This is a genomic window from Kibdelosporangium banguiense (assembly GCF_017876405.1).
Taxonomy (GTDB): domain Bacteria; phylum Actinomycetota; class Actinomycetes; order Mycobacteriales; family Pseudonocardiaceae; genus Kibdelosporangium; species Kibdelosporangium banguiense.
In genome coordinates, this window is record NZ_JAGINW010000001.1 from 9,326,652 (window position 1) to 9,341,806 (window position 15,155).

Genomic DNA, 15,155 nt, shown 5'->3' on the forward strand with positions numbered 1-15,155 from the left:
AACTCAGGCGTGGTGCCGTTCGGGCATGTCGTTCCAGGCGTAGTCCAAGCGGTTGTGCACCTCGATCACGCCTGGGATCTTGGGAACCAGGCGGCCGGCGATCTCAACCTCGCACTTACGCTCCAGCCGGCCGAGCATAGTCACCACGCCGCCCTCAACGGTGACACTGACAGCGGCCGGGTCTGCCCACAGTGTCCGGACAAGGATCTCCTGCTGGATCTCGTGCCGAATGTCCTCATCAGACCGCCGGAACACCGCCAGCAGGTCACGCCTCGACACAACGCCGACGAGCTTTCCGTTCTCCACAACGAACAACCTACGCACGCCACGCCGGTCAAGCTCACGCGCCGCAGCAGTCACTGTCGTGTCCGACCCAACCGTGTAGACGGGTACACTCATCAAGTCCTTGGCCTGAACGGCCGCTGCTTTGCGCATCCGCTGTCTCGCTTGCTTGCCGACAAACAGACTATGCTGCTCGTCTGCCCCATCATTCTCCTGTTTCCGCAACAGATCCGCCTCGGACACAACACCAATAGGGAAGCCATCGCTCGCAACGACGGCCACTGCGCTGATCTGCTTGACAGCCAACAGGTCGACAATAGTCTTGAACGCCGCCTCAGGCGCGACAGTGTATGGGTTCTTGGTCATCACACTGGCAACAGTAGGGTTGTGCATCAGAAACCTCCTAGGGACTGTGCTTCACTGTCGTGCCAAGGGGTGAACAGCGGATAGGGACCAATGGCCCGGGCAGGCAGGGCCGCAGGACAGCGCCTAGTACGGCAGCAGCACTTGGGGTGATCTTGGCTGGTCAGGGGTTTAGTTGCCCCGTTGGCCATGAGGGCAGCCGCCTCAAGATCCTCTTGTTGTGACGCAAGAGATCGGTGAGGCGGCTGCGGCTGCCATCGTAGAGGGTGAGCGGGCGGTGACGAACCTGGGCGTATTGCACGGCCGGTTGCGGCCGTGCTTCGCGCGGGTGGAGCCGTTCGGGCAGGCCCGCAAGTACCTGACCGGGTTGATGAGTGATCTGCCGCGGAAGAACGGGTGGAGCATCGCCGAACACGCAGGTGACCGCACACCGGATCGGACACAGCGACTGCTCAATCACGCGGTCTGGGACCACGATCAGGCCCAGGGCGTGGTACGGCGATTCGTGGTCGAGGCGCTGGGCGACCAGCCGTTGCGGGTGGGGGCGCTGGACGAGTCCGGCCAGGAGAAGCACGGCAACGCGACGGCTGGGGTCAAGCGGCAGTACATGGGCTGCGCCGGACGGGTCGCGAACGGCGTGAACACGGTCTACTGCTCGTACGCGACCCCGGGCGGGCACGCGCTGGTCGGTGCCCGCATCTATATACCCGAAGAGCAACTCGCCGACCCCGGACGCCGCGCGGCGTTGGGTGTCCCCGCCGGCGTGGAGTTCACGACCAAACCACAGCTGGCGCAGGACATTCTCGCCGACATGATCGCCGATGCGACAATCCCGCCGTGGATCGCCGGTGACGAGGTCTACGGCCGCTCCGGGAAACTCCGCACCTTCTTGGAGGACAACACGATCGGGTACGTGATGCGCGTCGGGTGCGCCTTCACCACCGAGGTCACACCCGGTCGGCGGATGCGCGCCGACGCCACCGTGAGCACGCATCTGACCGGCCGCAAGCACCGGCGGCGGTGGCAGATCTGCTCGGTGACCGGCTCGAAAGGCGAACGTTCCTATGCTTGGGCTTGGCTGGCCACCACCAGCCCGCAGCTTTTTCTGTTGATCCGCAAGCACCTGGTCACCGGCGAGCTGGCCTACCACTACTGCCACGTCCCGCCTGGGCGGCCGGTCACGCTGATGGCCCTGGTCCGGGTCGCGTGCCTGCGCTGGCCGGTCGAGGAGGGTTTCGAGTTCGGCAAGGACCATTTCGGGCTCGACCATTCCCAGGTCCGGCTCTACACCGCGCTGCTGCGGCACATCGTGCTGGCCCTGGCCGCGCTCGCGGTCTGCGCGGTCACCGCCGCCCAAGCCAAAACCCGTGCTCCAGTACCGATCCTGCCCGTCACGTCCGACGACACACCGCCCGCCGATCCCGGTCTGATCGCGTTCACCATCGCCGAGGTCAAACGGCTCTTCATCCTGGTCACCCGCCGCCAGCAACCCGAAACCCACCACCTGCACTGGATCTGGTGGCGACGACGCCACCAAGCCCGCGCCCGCTGGTACCACCACCGCACCCGACTACGCCGTAACCAGCAAACATAACCCAAACAGCGAGTGCTGCTGCCATACGAGTTGAGAAACTCTTTTTTGCTCCCGCGTTGTGTTCTTTTAACGCATAGTGGGCGCGTTCGAGTGCGTGATATCGGTTGACTCACCGGTGGGCCATTCTGCCGGGCAGTGTGTGCCGGGGGCCGGTGTTCGGACGGTGAGCAGGTAGGCATCGATCGCTGCCCGGGCGCAGGTGCTCAACTGGTAGTTGCCGTGTCCGGTGCCGTCGTAGGTGAGCAGGGTGGCGGTGGGCAGTTGGCTGGCGACGTTCTGCGCCCACTGGTAGGGCGTGGCGACGTCACGCAGGCTGTTAGTCATCAGGATCGGCGGGGCGTGCGGCACGCGCAGTGGACGTTGCGGATTGTTCACCGCGCCGGACCAGCCGAGGCAGGCGAGGATATCACCGTAGAACGGGGTCAACCGGGTGTGTGGTGCGACGGCTTCGGCTTGTGTCCGGTAAGTGCTCAGTGCCGCGTAGCTGTTGGCCTCGCGCCATTGCCAGTCACTGCACCAGATCGGCTGCGTGGTTTTCGACAGGTCATCGTCCGTATTTGTCGATCGGGCCGATCGGGTCGTCGGGGTGCCCTCCGCAGCCGACTTGAGGAACTCTGCCAGGCTGGGCCACCTGACTGGGGTATACATCGCCCATGAGGCCTTCTCGCGGAGGTCGCTGGGCTTTATCCAGCCCAGTTTGCCCGCGGTGGCCTTGGCGTAGAGGTCGTCCCAGAGGACCAGCACGTCCCGGTCGTGCAAGACGCAGGACGTGGTGCGCTGACACCAGGCCGCGAAATCGGTGAAGGACTGCTCGAGGGCCAGGTTCTCCGGCACGAGGCTGTCCGCGACTCCCGCGCTGTGGTCCATATTGGAGTCGAGGACCAGGGCACGCAGATGCGGACCGAACAGTTCGGCGTACTGCTGGCCGACCTGGGTCCCGTAGGACTTGCCGTAGTAACTGATCGTGTTCTCGCCGAGCAACTCGCGCAGCGCATCCATGTCCCGCACCACACTGGTGGTGTCGACATGGTTGGCCAGCGCACCGTTGTGCTGTATGCAACTCTGGGCGACCCTGTCATTGTGCGCGAGCACCTCACCGAAGTCCTTTTCGGACTTCGGTTGCCATGGCCACGTCTCGTTGAGCACACCGTCGTCGCATTTGAGCTGTGCACTGCGGGAAACGCCGCGCGGGTCGAAACCGATGATGTCGAAGTTGTCCAACAACGTCTGGGACAGCGCATGATTTTCCGAGATGTCGAAGGCGTAGTCGACCCCGGACCCCCCTGGCCCGCCGGGATTGACCATCAGCACGCCCTTGCGCTGCTCGGGTTTCGCCGCCTTCGCACGGGCGACCGCGATCGGCACGGTCTGCCCGGCCGGATTCGCCCAGTCGATCGGCATGTGCACGGTCGCGCAGTCCAGCGCCGGGTGCTCGCCGCAGGGTCGCCAGTCGATTGACGATACCGGGCGGGCCACGCTCGACGACCCCGCGCCGGCGGCGCCCGCACTACTGGTCTCGGCGAGAACAACCGTCAGCGTGCAGACCAGCGCTGTTGTGCCACGTAACAGCCTCATTGAATCATCTCCATCTGTCGTGTTGTGCTCGTTCAGTCGTGGCGCACGACGGTCCGGCGGTAGTCACGGATTCCCACGACGGTCAGCGCCACGACGATTGCCCCGACACAGCAAACCTGCGCGATCACCACCACGCCGAACGGCATGATTCCGTTTTTCAGCACCAGATTCTGGATCACCGCCAAGGCGATGCACAGGGCCAGCGCCAGCGTCCGTGCCGGGCGTGGTCCGGTGCGGCGCCGGAGTAGCAGATATCCGGCTCCGGCGATCGCGCACAGCCAGACGAGCGGGGACAAACCGGTGATCCGGTCCAGTGCGCTCGTCTGGATGTGCGCGATCGCGAGGGCGGGGGCAAGGACCAGGCTCGCACCGATGGCCCACCACCACGGCCGCGCCAGTGGCAACGGGGCGTCGACGTGGAAGGCCGCGAGCACCAGCACCAGCGGAAGCCACTGTGGAGCGAAGTACACGACCGGCCCGGGGCCGAGATCGGACCAGTGCTTGGTCAGGAACAAGATCGCGCCCGCGGCCAGGACCGCCCCGGCGGCGATCCTGGCCAGGCGGCGCCACCCGTCCACCAGAAGTACGAGCGGGATCAGCGCGGCAGCGAGCAGGACGAGGTCCCTGGCCAGGTCGGACGTCAACGCCGCGCGGTAGAAGAAGCCTTGGTCGGAGAATGCCAAGAGCGACCAGAGGATGTCACCGACGCTGCCGGCGGATCTGAGCACGCCCCAGAGCAGGCCGAGGAGCGCGACCTGCCGCACCAGATCGCCGAGGGCGACCGCACGGCCGGGTGCCGCCCTGGCCGCCAGACGGGTGCGCGCACCCAGCGCCAGCAACGCCCACAGTTCGCTCCACAGTGCCGCGCGGGCCCGCTCGCCATGCAGGTCGAGCAGGGTGCCGACCATCTCGTCGCCGCGTTCGGCGCGGTACCACGCCGGGAGTATCCGTACCAGCGTGCGGTACCGAGCCTCGGCGCTGATCATGCCCGCACTTCCGCCGCACGGGGCCACTGGCCGCGGGCTCGCAACACCGTGCTGGCGGCATCGACGTTCGCAGCCAGCCGCCGGGTCTGCTCGACCAGCGCCGCGCTGCCCGCCCCGGTCAACCGGTAGTAGCGACGGAGTCTGCCCTGGTGAATCTCCTCCCGGTCGTGCTCGGCCCAGCCGTCGGCGACCAGCCGGTCCAGCACGCCGTAGAGGGTGCCGACACGCAGCCGCACCCGGCCCTCGGACACCTCCAGCACCCGCTGCACGACTCCGTACCCGTGCCGCGGCTCCTCCTCCAACGCGACCAGCATCAGGAAGGTCTGCTCGGACATGTTTCGCTCCACCATGAGTCCACATATATCATAAGACGATATATACCGGTGTCCGTTGCCTCGTCCTCCGCGAAATTTCCGAAGCAGCCGCGGGCCGGCCAGGTTGAGGGCAGCCGCTTCAGACGCTTCGTCCCGCAATGCCAGACCAGTCCGGTGCGCACGGCGATCATCACCCCGGACGGTGGGAAGCTGGCTGCGACGCGGAAAAGCAGTAGCGGCGCACGACGGGTCGGCGCACGTGGTGGCCCGAAGAACTGCAGTTCATCCAGCGCGCGTGGCTCATGTGGCCAGGCCTTCGGCCGTCCGGATCAGGAGTTCGCTGGCCGCCCGGTCGCGGGCACCGGCCGCCGGGTGCTCCGCGTGTGCCCGTCAGCGTCCGACCGCGGCCCTGGCGGCCTCCGCGACCGACGCCTCGGCGCGCATACCGAGGCTGTTCCGGGGGCGGCGCCTTCCGCACCCAGCAGACGGGCGGATTCGGCCGACGCCCAGCGGAGCACCTCACAACGCCTTCCCCACCTCACCAGCGATCAACGGCTCAGCCACGTTCAACGCCAACGTCACCACACTCGACGCCGACAACAGCCGCCGAGCCGGCAAATCACCTCAACAGGCGCATCCCGCAACGACAGATACCGAATCGACACCAGCAGCCCGACCACCGACAAATCCACCGCAGGCGCCACCAGCGGCGCAACCCAACCGGCACCACCAGCCGAAGGACCAACGTGAACACGTTTGTGAGGTAGACCTGGGGGCGCGGTGTCGGTGTTGCCACCGGTCGTTTCCCGCAGGCCCATGCACCGCAACCGATCCTGCCCACGGGGTCAGACGACCCACCGAACGATCCCGGTCTCATCACGCTCACCGTCGCCGAGATCAAACCCCTGTTCCTCCTGGTCACCCGCCGCCAGCAACCCGAAACCCACCACCTGCACTGGATCTGGTGGCGACGACGCCACCAAGCCCGCGCCCGCTGGTTCCACCACCGCACCCGACTACGCCGTAACCAGCAAACATAACCCGCACGGCAAGTGCGGCTGCCGTACTAGGGCTGAGCCGGATCCGTCGACACCGCCGACGATCGGCTGATGGTGATCGGGCAGGATGCTCATCGCGGTTCTCCTCCACATCAGTGGGTTCGACTGTCTGAGGCCATTAGTCCCTATCTGGAGTCCGCGAAGCCGAAACGATTCACCCCGTGGCTGACACCGAGTGGATCACACAACGCGAGGCGTGAGGCGAAAGTCCGCCTCACGCCTCGCGTGTCGCCTTCTCACTCCTGACTACCTGCCTCCGCTGGGACCCAAAGACCTCTCCGGCGCGCAGACCTCCTGACTGCGCACCGGCAACGAGAAATACCGCCGGATAGCCAAGTTCTGACGCAAACTGTTCCCGACCAACCTCGCTGACCGGAATTGTGCAGAAGTTCCACTGGAACGACTACTCCGGCTTCGCCGGCGGCATCTTCTGCGCGCCTGATCATTGACGGACAAACGTCCAGCGTTGTGGTAATGCATGGCCGGACAGCACGGGCAGGAGCCGCCCGGCCATGGCGGATCGATCGCTCATGTCGGGGTGAGCATGCCCCATTTCCTCAGGAAAACAGGGGCTTCGAGACTGCCGGCCCGCTCCGTCGGCACTGGCTGGGCGGGCGTTGGCACCTCGGGCACCGACCGGGGACCGGTCATCACCGCGACAAGGACCAAGACCACCAGCGCAACGACCAGGACCAGTCGAACAAAGGCACCCAATTTCATTGTCAAGAACACTTCGACCCCTCCTCCGGTTTCGCGAAACAGCCCCGTTTCGCATTTGACCCGTATGGTCGAAGACAATCCGGCCGTCGTTACCGAGAGTTAAGTCAAGATGCTTCGGTTCACCCGTTCGAGCCAATCGTTACCCTATGACAACAATACGGTCGACTACGTCGTTCTACCGCAGGGCAGGTCGACGACTCTCGCCATCGGCAGGCTGCTGCGGTCGCACCGATGGGTCCGGCCCAACGAATCGTGCTGACCGCGTGGAAAAGGATCGACAAGCCGGCGGCCGGGATAGAACTTAAGTACTACGCGGAATGCATGATCGGCCGATACCCGCGCCCCCTCCTCACGGCGATGCTTGACACGTGATCATCAACGTTCTGGCCACCATCGGAGGGGAACCAGTGCTGTCCTTCGCACTCAGTGAGCAAGCCGAGCGGGCCTGGGGAGTCGGCGCCGTCGTCGTGATCGGTCTTCTCGTCGTGGCCTATCTGGTGTTCTTCATCGGTACCCTGATCAGCATTCTCGGCAGCACGCAGAGCGGTGGGACGAAACTGGTCTGGATCATTTTCGCGTTCTTCGCACCGTTTCTCGGCCCGCTGGTGTGGTTCCTGATCGGACGCAGGCAAGCGGCGGTCTAGACGAGTCCGGCGTCGTGGACGAGGATCGCGACCTGGGTCCGGTTCGCCGCGTCCAGCTTGGCCATGATTCGTCCGATGTGGACTTTCACGGTGGACTCGCTCAGGCCGAGGGACTTCGCGATCTCAGCGTTGCTGAGGCCGTGGCCGATGGCCAGGGCGACCTCGTGTTCGCGGGGCGTGAGAGAGGCCAGACGGGCACGCGCCGGTTCTCCGGCGGGATCGGCGGCGAACGTGGACAACAGCCGTTTGGTGATCCGGGGCGAGATCATGGCCTCGCCCCGGGCCGCCACGAGCACCGCGTTGACCAGGTCCCGGGGCGGGGTGTCCTTGAGCAGGAACCCGGCCGCCCCGTGCCGGAGCGCGGTGTGGACGTACTCGTCGAGATCGAAAGTGGTCAGCACGACCACGGGGATGCGCCGGGCGAGACGTTCGGCGACCGAGAGACCGTCTGCGTGCGGCATCTGGATATCGGTCAGCACGACGTCCGGGTGGTGCGTCTCGGCCAGTTCGACAGCGCGCGACCCGTCGGCGGCCTCGGCGACCACCTCGATGTCCGAAGAGGACTCGAGGATCATCCGGATGCCGCTGCGGACCAGCTCCTCGTCCTCCAGCAGCAGGACTCGTACCGTCACGACGGCTTCTCGGCCTGGCCGAGCGGGAAGCTGGCGACCACGTCGAACCGGCCGTCGTGCGGACCGGCCCGGAGCTGCCCACCGGCGAGTTCGACCCGTTCCCGCATACCCACGAGACCGTAGCCGGACCCGGGCACGCCCGAGTGGTGCGTGGCGAGGCGGTTGGTGACCGTGACGGTGAGCGTGGACCCGGTCGTGGTGACAGTCGCGTCGACAGTGGTCTGCGGCGCGTGCTTCTTGGCGTTGGTCAGCGACTCCTGGACGACGCGGTACACGGCCCGGCCGACGTCACCGGGCACCTCCGGCCACCGGTCCGGCAGAATCAGGTTGACACCTTCGCCGGCCAGCTTGCGGATCGCGACCGGTATCCCCACCCCGGACAGCCGTGAGTCCTCGGAACTGCTGTCGCGCAGCACACCCAGAATGCCGCGCAGTTCGTTCAAGGCGACCACGCCGGACGAGCGGATGTTCTCGCCGATCTCGGCTGTGCGCTCGTCCGGCGGAGCCAGCGTCAACGCCCCCGCCTGCAGGGTGATCGCCGTGACGTGATGCGCGACCACGTCATGCATCTCCCGGGCGATGCGTCGTCGCTCCGCCAGCACCGCCTGGTCCGCCAGCAAGGTCCGGTTGCGCTCAGCCTCCTCGGCGCGATCACGCAACGCCGTGAGCAACGCCGCACGCTGATACATCCACAAGCCACCCAGAACCGGCGCCACGACCAGCAGACTGAGCGTAGCCACCATCGACACCACGTCGAACGAGTCCGTGAACTGGCGGTACAGGCCGTTCACCGCGACCACGACGGCCGAGACACCCGTGGCAGGGCTGAGCCCATGCCGGGCAGCCACCGAGTACAGCGCCACCATCGACGGAAGGAACGTAGTACCAGCCAGCAAACACACACTGGCCACGATCAGCACCACTAACGGAAACCGGCGCCTGGCCAGCAAAGCCAACCCTGCCGCACACGCGGCGACCACGTACAACGACTCAGGAACAGGGACACGGCGAACCGAGCCCAAGTCGAACACAATCGCGGCAACGGCCACGGCGACATCAAGCAACAGCAAGCCGACACGGCCGTCCCACCACAGGAGCCGCTTGGCCCAACGTCCTTCCGACCGCATCGCGCACACGATATGCGACCGGCATGATCACCTGCGCATCAGGGCTTTCAGATCGCACGGACCTCGCCGCCGACATCAACGGCGTTGTGCCGCCTGTCGACGGCGGCTGGGCGGCGGTCGGACCTTATCCTGCTGGTCAGTAGCCCGGCACGGCGCCGGGGCACGGCCGGCCGGAGCTTCAGGGAATGACGCGCAGCAAGACGCCAGAAAGTACGAGGCAACGCATCCTCGAGACCGCCGAGCGCCTGTTCGCCGAGCACGGCGTCTTCTCCGTGTCCAACCGGCAGATCAGCGACGAGGCGGGACTGGGCAACAACACCGCGGTCAGCTACCACTTCGGTAGCAAGGCGGAGCTCGTCCGCGCCATCTACCTGCGCCACAACGAGTCGCTGGACCGCCTGCGCGCGAAGGCGCTCGAGCAGTACGCCGGCAGCGTCCAGCTGCGCGACTGGCTGACCTGCGTTGTGCGTCCGTTCACCGACCACCTGGTGTCTCTCGCCTCGAACAGCTGGTATGCCCGCTTCGCCGCCCAGCTGATGACCGAGCCGAAGCTGCGTGAGCTCGGGCTGGTCGACGTGGGCCAGACCGAGCTCCAGCGGACGATCATCGACGCGGTGCACGGCTGTCTTCCCGACCTCGCACCGGCTGTGCGCGCCGAACGTGACGAGATGGCCCGCGTGCTGATCGTGCACATGTGCGCCCGTCGGGAACCGGGCCTTCCCGACGACAGCACGGAGATCTGGAACTCGACAGCGACAGGGCTCATCAACGCCCTCACAGGCCTATACCAGGCCCCCGCCTCGCATTAAATCAATCAATTGACTTAATCTGTGCCCATGAGCACGATCGACGCACCGGCACGCCGTGAAGTCCTGCAGTCGCTCACCGGCCTGCTGCTCGCCCTGTTCGTCTCCACGCTGAGCAGCACCGTCGTGGCCACCGCGCTGCCCAGGATGATGGGCGACCTGTACGGCTCCCCCACCCAGTACACCTGGGTGGTCACCGCCACGCTGCTCGCCTCGACCGTCACCACCCCGCTCTGGGGCAAGCTCGCCGACCTCTACGCCAAGAAGACCCTCGTCCAGACCGCCACGGTGGTCTTCCTCGCCGGGTCGGTCGCGGCAGGGCTGGCCCAGGACGCCGGTCAGTTGATCGCCGCACGCGCCCTGCAGGGTGTCGGCGTCGGCGGGGTGCAGGCCCTGGTCCAGATCGCCATCGGCGCGATGATCCCACCCCGCGAGCGCGGCAAGTACGCGGGTTACCTGAGCAGTGTCACCGCCCTGTCCACGATCGGCGGGCCGTTGCTGGGCGGGTTCCTCGTCGACACCTCATGGCTGGGCTGGCGCTGGTGCTTCTTCATCGGCATCCCGTTCGGACTGGCCGCGCTAGCCCTGTTGCAGCTGACGTTACGTCTTCCGCTGGTACGCAAGGAGAATGTCCGCATCGACTACTGGGGCGCGACGCTGCTCACCGCGGGCGTCAGCGTGCTGCTGATCTGGGTCTCGTTCGTCGGCGACGCCTTCGCCTGGGGTTCCTGGCAGACCGCGGCCATGGTCGGCGCAAGCGTGGTTCTGCTCGTTCTCGCGGCGTGGGTGGAGACCAGGGTCGCGGAGCCGATCGTGCCGCCCGGCATCGTCACGCGGCGCACCACCGCGCTGGCCATCCTCGGCAGCCTCGCCGCGGGCACGGCCATGTTCGGCGCCGCGGTCTTCCTCAGCCAGTACTTCCAGGTCAGCCGCGGCCACACCCCGACGGAAGCCGGCGCGCTCACCATCCCGATGATGGCGGGCATCCTCATCTCGTCGATCGTGGCCGGACGTCTGCTCAGCCGGACCGGCCGTATCAAGCCGTTCCTCGTCATCGGCGCCACCAGCCTCGCCACCGGCTTCGCCTGCCTCGGGTTGCTCGACGAGCACACCCCGCTGGTGTTCATCGCGGCGCCCATGCTGCTCGTCGGCATCGGCGTCGGCATGACGCTGCAGAACTTCGTTCTCGTCGTGCAGAACGCCGTCCCGCTCGCCGACATCGGTGCCGCCAGCGCCACCGTGTCGTTCTCTCGGTCGCTCGGCGGCACCATCGGCGTCACTGTCCTCGGCGCCGTCCTCGCCCGCCAGGTCGCCCACCACACCGCGGCAGGCATGACGGTTGCGGCCGCCTACGGAGAGGCGACCGCAACCGTCTTCGCCATCTCGGCCGGTGTCGCCCTGCTCGGCGTCCTGGCCGCGATCCTGCTCAAGCCGGTGGCACTGCGCACCAGCCTTGATGTATCCAAAGGGGACTGAACGTCAGCGATGCAGGTGCAGCACGCTGCCTTCACCGTTCGCCGAGACGTAGAGCGAGCCGTCCGGCCCCACTGCCACTCCGGCGAACGGCACCGGCACTCCCGCGCCCGGCTGAACGCGAGCGAGCCCTGGCGGCAATCCGACGGCGAGTTCCTCGGCCTCGACACGACGTTCCCCGGTGGCGAGGTCGATCGCGAGCAGCCGCCGTGTCCCCGTCTCCACGACGAAGAGCACACCGTCGCTCACCGCGATGCCCTGCGGCCGCTCCAGCCCTTCCGCGACGAGATCACCGTCGATCGTGGCGATCACGCCGCGCTCTTCATCGCTGACGTAGCAACGGTCTTCCGCGTCGAACGCGACATCCACCGGTGCACCCAGTCCTTCAGCGAGGACGGTGAGAACGTCCGTGTCGTCGATACCCACCACGCGGCCCGCGCCGGTCTCGGCGACCACGAGCAGACCGTCGGAGCGTTGGGCGACACCGCCGGGACGGGCTAGGTTCTCCGCCCGCGTCCTGAGCGTCCGCTCCCCCGGTTCGTATGTGCGCACCACACCGGACTGCGAGGCGAGGTGCACCCGGCCACGGTCGTCGGCCGCGACACCGTGGCTCGACACGAGCAGCTCGCGGGTATGCGCCTCGCCGCCCTCAACGGTCGCCAGCCGGAAGTTGTCCCCCGCGAACACCGTGCCGGAACGGTCGACCGCGACACCGTACGGACCGACCAGACCTTTCGGCACGATCACCCGTGCGCGCCCGTCGGGAGCGAGTTCCGCGATCCCGCCCGCCGCGAAACTCGACACGAACATCCGGTTCTCCGCGTCGAACGCGGCATTGTCCATTCCGGACAGCTCGCCGGGCACGACCGTGCGCTTGCCCGAAGCGAGGTCGATCCGTGTGACGATCCCGGTCTCACCGCGCGACAACACGGTCAGCTGCCCACCCCGGTCGAAGCGGACCGCCACCGGCTGGTGGACGTCCGCCGCGACGAGCTCCGACGGTCCGCCGTCCGGGGACACGCGATGCACTTCGTTCGTGACCATGTGCGGGTAGTACAGGCAGCCGTCGGGTCCGAGTTGCATGGCGTTGCCGAACGCCAGCCCTTCCGCGAGCACGACTGGTCCCCCGCCGCCGGGGAACAGCTCCAGCACCCGGCCGCCCATGCACATCTCGTTGACGAACAACCTGTCGCCGACACAAGCGATGCCGTTGGGCGACGTGAGACCCTCCGCGACAAGGGTGAACTCGCCGTCCGGCGACCTCCGCCACACCCGTCCCGGCACCAGGTCGGTGATGTACATCGAACCGTCGGCACCGAAAGCGAGATCGTCCGGAGACTGCACCGGGCCGTCCATCTCCACCACGACCTCGGCCTCACCCGAGGTCAGGTCGACTGCACTGATCCGGCCGGCCACGAACTGCGCGACGTAGAGCCTTCCGTCCGGACCGAACGCGACGCCGTTCGAACCCCACAGCGGACTCGGCGGAGTGAGCCAGGTGATGCTCCGCCGTGCGGAGCGTGGACTCTCGGTCTGGCCGTACCGCCCGTCAGTTCTCATCGCCGAGCACCTCGTTGATCCCGTCGCCGGACCGCCATTCGCGCAGCAGCCGCTGAAACGCGGCCGGGCCGGGCCCGTAGGTCAGGCGAGGCCCGCGCGGCTTGCCTTCGTTGTTGTAGTAGCCGGGTGTGCACTCGGCGTCGTACCGCTCCCGCTCCGGAGAGGTCGCCCTGAGCGTCTCCACCCAGGCGCGCTGGGCTTCGACGGTGGGCTCGACACGCTTCACGCCCCGCTCACGCGCCTGCTCGACCACGGCCCCGATGTGGATGGCGTGCTCATCCAGCACGTGCACATAGTTGACCGACGGCGCGTTCTGCAGACCACCGAGGTGGAACAGATTCGGGAAACCGTTGCTGTAGAAGCCGTGCAGGGTCTGTACCCCGCTGGTGCTCCACGACTGCAGCAATCCGGCGCCGTCCCTGCCGTGGACAGGCAGGCGGCCGGTCATCACGTCCGACATCCCGACCGCGAAGCCGGTGGCGAAGACGATGCAGTCCACCTCGTACTCGACACCACCGACCACGATCGCGTTCTCGGTGATCCGCTCGACACCGCCGTGGTCGGCCGTGTCGACGACGGTGACGTTGGGGCGGTTGAACGTCTGCAGGTACTCGTCGCTGAACGTGGGACGCTTGCAGCCGTAGCGGTACCAAGGCTTCAGCAGCTCCGCCGTGGCCGGGTCGGCGACGATCTCGTCCACGCGGGCGCGCAGCTCGTTCATCTTCCCGAAGTCGAGGAGCTCCTCGATCCGCTCCCACTCCTCCGGTTCCAGGTGTGCGTTCGCGTCCGTCGCGACGATCTTCCCGAGCAGCCGGCCGCTCGCGGTCCACGCGTCGTCCACCAGATCCGTCTCCGGCTGGTGTCCCGTCGCGAGGGCCTGGAAGTTCTCCCTGCGCGCGGAATGCCAGCCGGGCTCAAGCGACGCGGCCCACTCCGGGTCGGTGGGCCGGTTGCCACGCACGTCCACCGACGAAGGCGTGCGCTGGAAGACGTACAGGTGCCCGGCATCCCGCCCGACGTGCGGCACCACCTGGATCGCCGTCGCGCCCGTGCCGATCACCGCGACGCGCTTGTCCGCGAGCCCGGTGAGGCCACCGTTCGCGTCACCACCGGTGTAGTCGTAGTCCCAGCGACTCGTGTGGAACGTGTGCCCGGCGAAGTCCTCGATGCCGGGGATGCGCGGCAGCTTGGGGTGGTCGAGCGTGCCGTTGGACACCACCACGTACGTCGCGCGAACCTCGTCCTCGCGGTCCGTGCGCACGATCCACTCGCCGTCGTCCCAGCGCAGTTCCCGCACGCCCGTCTGAAAGAAGGCGTCCGCGTACAGATCGAACTTCCGGCCGATCGCCATCGCGTGCTGCCGGATCTCCTCACCCGGCGAGTACTTCCACTGCGGGAGGTATCCGACCTCCTCCAGCAACGGGAGGTAGACGTAGGACTCGACGTCGCAGTGGATGCCCGGATACCTGTTCCAGTACCAGGTACCGCCGAAGTCCCCGGCCTTCTCGATGATCCGGATGCGTTCCAGACCGGCCTGCCGCAGCCGCGCACCCGCCAGCAACCCGCCGAACCCACCGCCGATGACGACCGCGTCCACCCGGTCACGGATCGGCTCCCTGGTGAAACCGGGCTCCGCATAGGGATCCTCGGCGTAATAGCCGAACTTACCCTCCGCGCGCTGGTACTGCTCGCTGCCGTCGGGCCTGATCCGCCGCTCCCGCTCCAGCGCGTAACGCACACGCAGTGCGTCAGCGTCGAAGCCCAGCTCATCAGGAGTCCCCACAGACTCAAGTCTCGACATGCCACCCTCTCACGAGTTAAGTCAATCGACTGACTTAAGCGTAGCGGAAATTTCCCAACCGAGCCGGGGCTGACAACCAGGCGCTACCCGGGAACTCACGCCCACCCCGATCGGAGGAAGATCGATTCATCTGTTCAGTGGTACCTCTTGTTGCCGTGAACCGGAAAGCTCGCCCCTGCATTGTTGTGGGGGCGGTGCTCATGGGGGCGCGATCCGGGGG

At 66.9% G+C, this 15,155-nt stretch carries 12 protein-coding genes and 1 pseudogene; 5 read left to right on the forward strand and 8 right to left on the reverse strand.

Going from position 1 to position 15,155, the window contains the following annotated elements; translation table 11 throughout:
- Positions 1 to 3: 3 nt before the first annotated feature.
- Positions 4 to 648: a CBS domain-containing protein gene (locus JOF56_RS42385; protein WP_245378608.1), complete on the reverse strand. Its 645-nt coding sequence runs from the start codon at positions 646 to 648 to the stop codon at positions 4 to 6.
- 217 nt (positions 649 to 865) lie between these two features.
- On the opposite strand from JOF56_RS42385, the gene JOF56_RS42390 reads away from it, so the two are divergent.
- Complete coding sequence (locus JOF56_RS42390) at positions 866 to 2,239, forward strand: IS701 family transposase (RefSeq protein ID WP_209645221.1); 1,374 nt, start codon at positions 866 to 868, stop codon at positions 2,237 to 2,239.
- A 66-nt stretch (positions 2,240 to 2,305) separates the two neighbouring features.
- Here the strand turns inward: JOF56_RS42390 and JOF56_RS42395 are convergent, their stop codons facing one another.
- Genes JOF56_RS42395 through JOF56_RS42405 form a run of 3 tightly spaced genes read right to left on the reverse strand, consistent with a single transcriptional unit; the run spans position 2,306 to position 5,135 of the window.
- Complete coding sequence (locus JOF56_RS42395) at positions 2,306 to 3,814, reverse strand: alpha/beta hydrolase (protein ID WP_209645222.1); 1,509 nt, start codon at positions 3,812 to 3,814, stop codon at positions 2,306 to 2,308.
- Between the two features lie 32 nt (positions 3,815 to 3,846).
- Positions 3,847 to 4,800, reverse strand: coding sequence for a hypothetical protein (locus JOF56_RS42400; protein ID WP_245378609.1), 954 nt, complete (start codon positions 4,798 to 4,800; stop codon positions 3,847 to 3,849).
- The gene (locus tag JOF56_RS42405; protein ID WP_209645223.1) at positions 4,797 to 5,135 is read right to left on the reverse strand and encodes a PadR family transcriptional regulator; all 339 of its coding nucleotides are present in this window, start codon (positions 5,133 to 5,135) and stop codon (positions 4,797 to 4,799) included. Before JOF56_RS42405 ends, JOF56_RS42400 begins: the two co-directional genes overlap by 4 nt.
- Positions 5,136 to 5,923: 788 nt before the next feature.
- On the opposite strand from JOF56_RS42405, the pseudogene JOF56_RS61130 reads away from it, so the two are divergent.
- Both JOF56_RS61130 and JOF56_RS42415 read left to right on the forward strand, forming a co-directional pair.
- Positions 5,924 to 6,154 (forward strand): annotated as a pseudogene (locus tag JOF56_RS61130) (IS701 family transposase); the annotation flags it as partial.
- A gap of 1,106 nt (positions 6,155 to 7,260) precedes the next feature.
- Positions 7,261 to 7,536: a PLDc N-terminal domain-containing protein gene (locus tag JOF56_RS42415; protein WP_307855501.1), complete on the forward strand. Its 276-nt coding sequence runs from the start codon at positions 7,261 to 7,263 to the stop codon at positions 7,534 to 7,536.
- On the opposite strand, the gene JOF56_RS42420 is transcribed toward JOF56_RS42415, so the two are convergent.
- On the reverse strand, positions 7,533 to 8,168 hold the full coding sequence (locus JOF56_RS42420; RefSeq protein ID WP_209645225.1) for a response regulator: 636 nt from the start codon (positions 8,166 to 8,168) through the stop codon (positions 7,533 to 7,535). The two genes, JOF56_RS42415 and JOF56_RS42420, sit on opposite strands and share 4 nt — an antisense overlap.
- A complete protein-coding gene (locus tag JOF56_RS42425) occupies positions 8,165 to 9,295 on the reverse strand; it encodes a sensor histidine kinase (RefSeq protein WP_209645226.1) in 1,131 nt (376 codons plus the stop codon). The genes JOF56_RS42420 and JOF56_RS42425 overlap by 4 nt, the downstream gene beginning before the upstream one ends.
- 185 nt (positions 9,296 to 9,480) lie before the next feature.
- Between JOF56_RS42425 and JOF56_RS42430 the strand changes: the two genes are divergently transcribed.
- Complete coding sequence (locus JOF56_RS42430; protein ID WP_209645227.1) at positions 9,481 to 10,104, forward strand: TetR/AcrR family transcriptional regulator; 624 nt, start codon at positions 9,481 to 9,483, stop codon at positions 10,102 to 10,104.
- Between the two features lie 27 nt (positions 10,105 to 10,131).
- The gene (locus JOF56_RS42435; protein WP_209645228.1) at positions 10,132 to 11,577 is read left to right on the forward strand and encodes an MDR family MFS transporter; all 1,446 of its coding nucleotides are present in this window, start codon (positions 10,132 to 10,134) and stop codon (positions 11,575 to 11,577) included.
- Positions 11,578 to 11,580: 3 nt separating this feature from the next.
- On the opposite strand, the gene JOF56_RS42440 is transcribed toward JOF56_RS42435, so the two are convergent.
- The gene (locus JOF56_RS42440; protein WP_245378610.1) at positions 11,581 to 13,134 is read right to left on the reverse strand and encodes an NHL repeat-containing protein; all 1,554 of its coding nucleotides are present in this window, start codon (positions 13,132 to 13,134) and stop codon (positions 11,581 to 11,583) included.
- Positions 13,124 to 14,917 (reverse strand): flavin-containing monooxygenase, encoded by a 1,794-nt coding sequence (locus JOF56_RS42445; protein ID WP_307855502.1) that lies wholly within the window; start codon positions 14,915 to 14,917, stop codon positions 13,124 to 13,126. The genes JOF56_RS42440 and JOF56_RS42445 overlap by 11 nt, the downstream gene beginning before the upstream one ends.
- Positions 14,918 to 15,155: the final 238 nt, after the last annotated feature.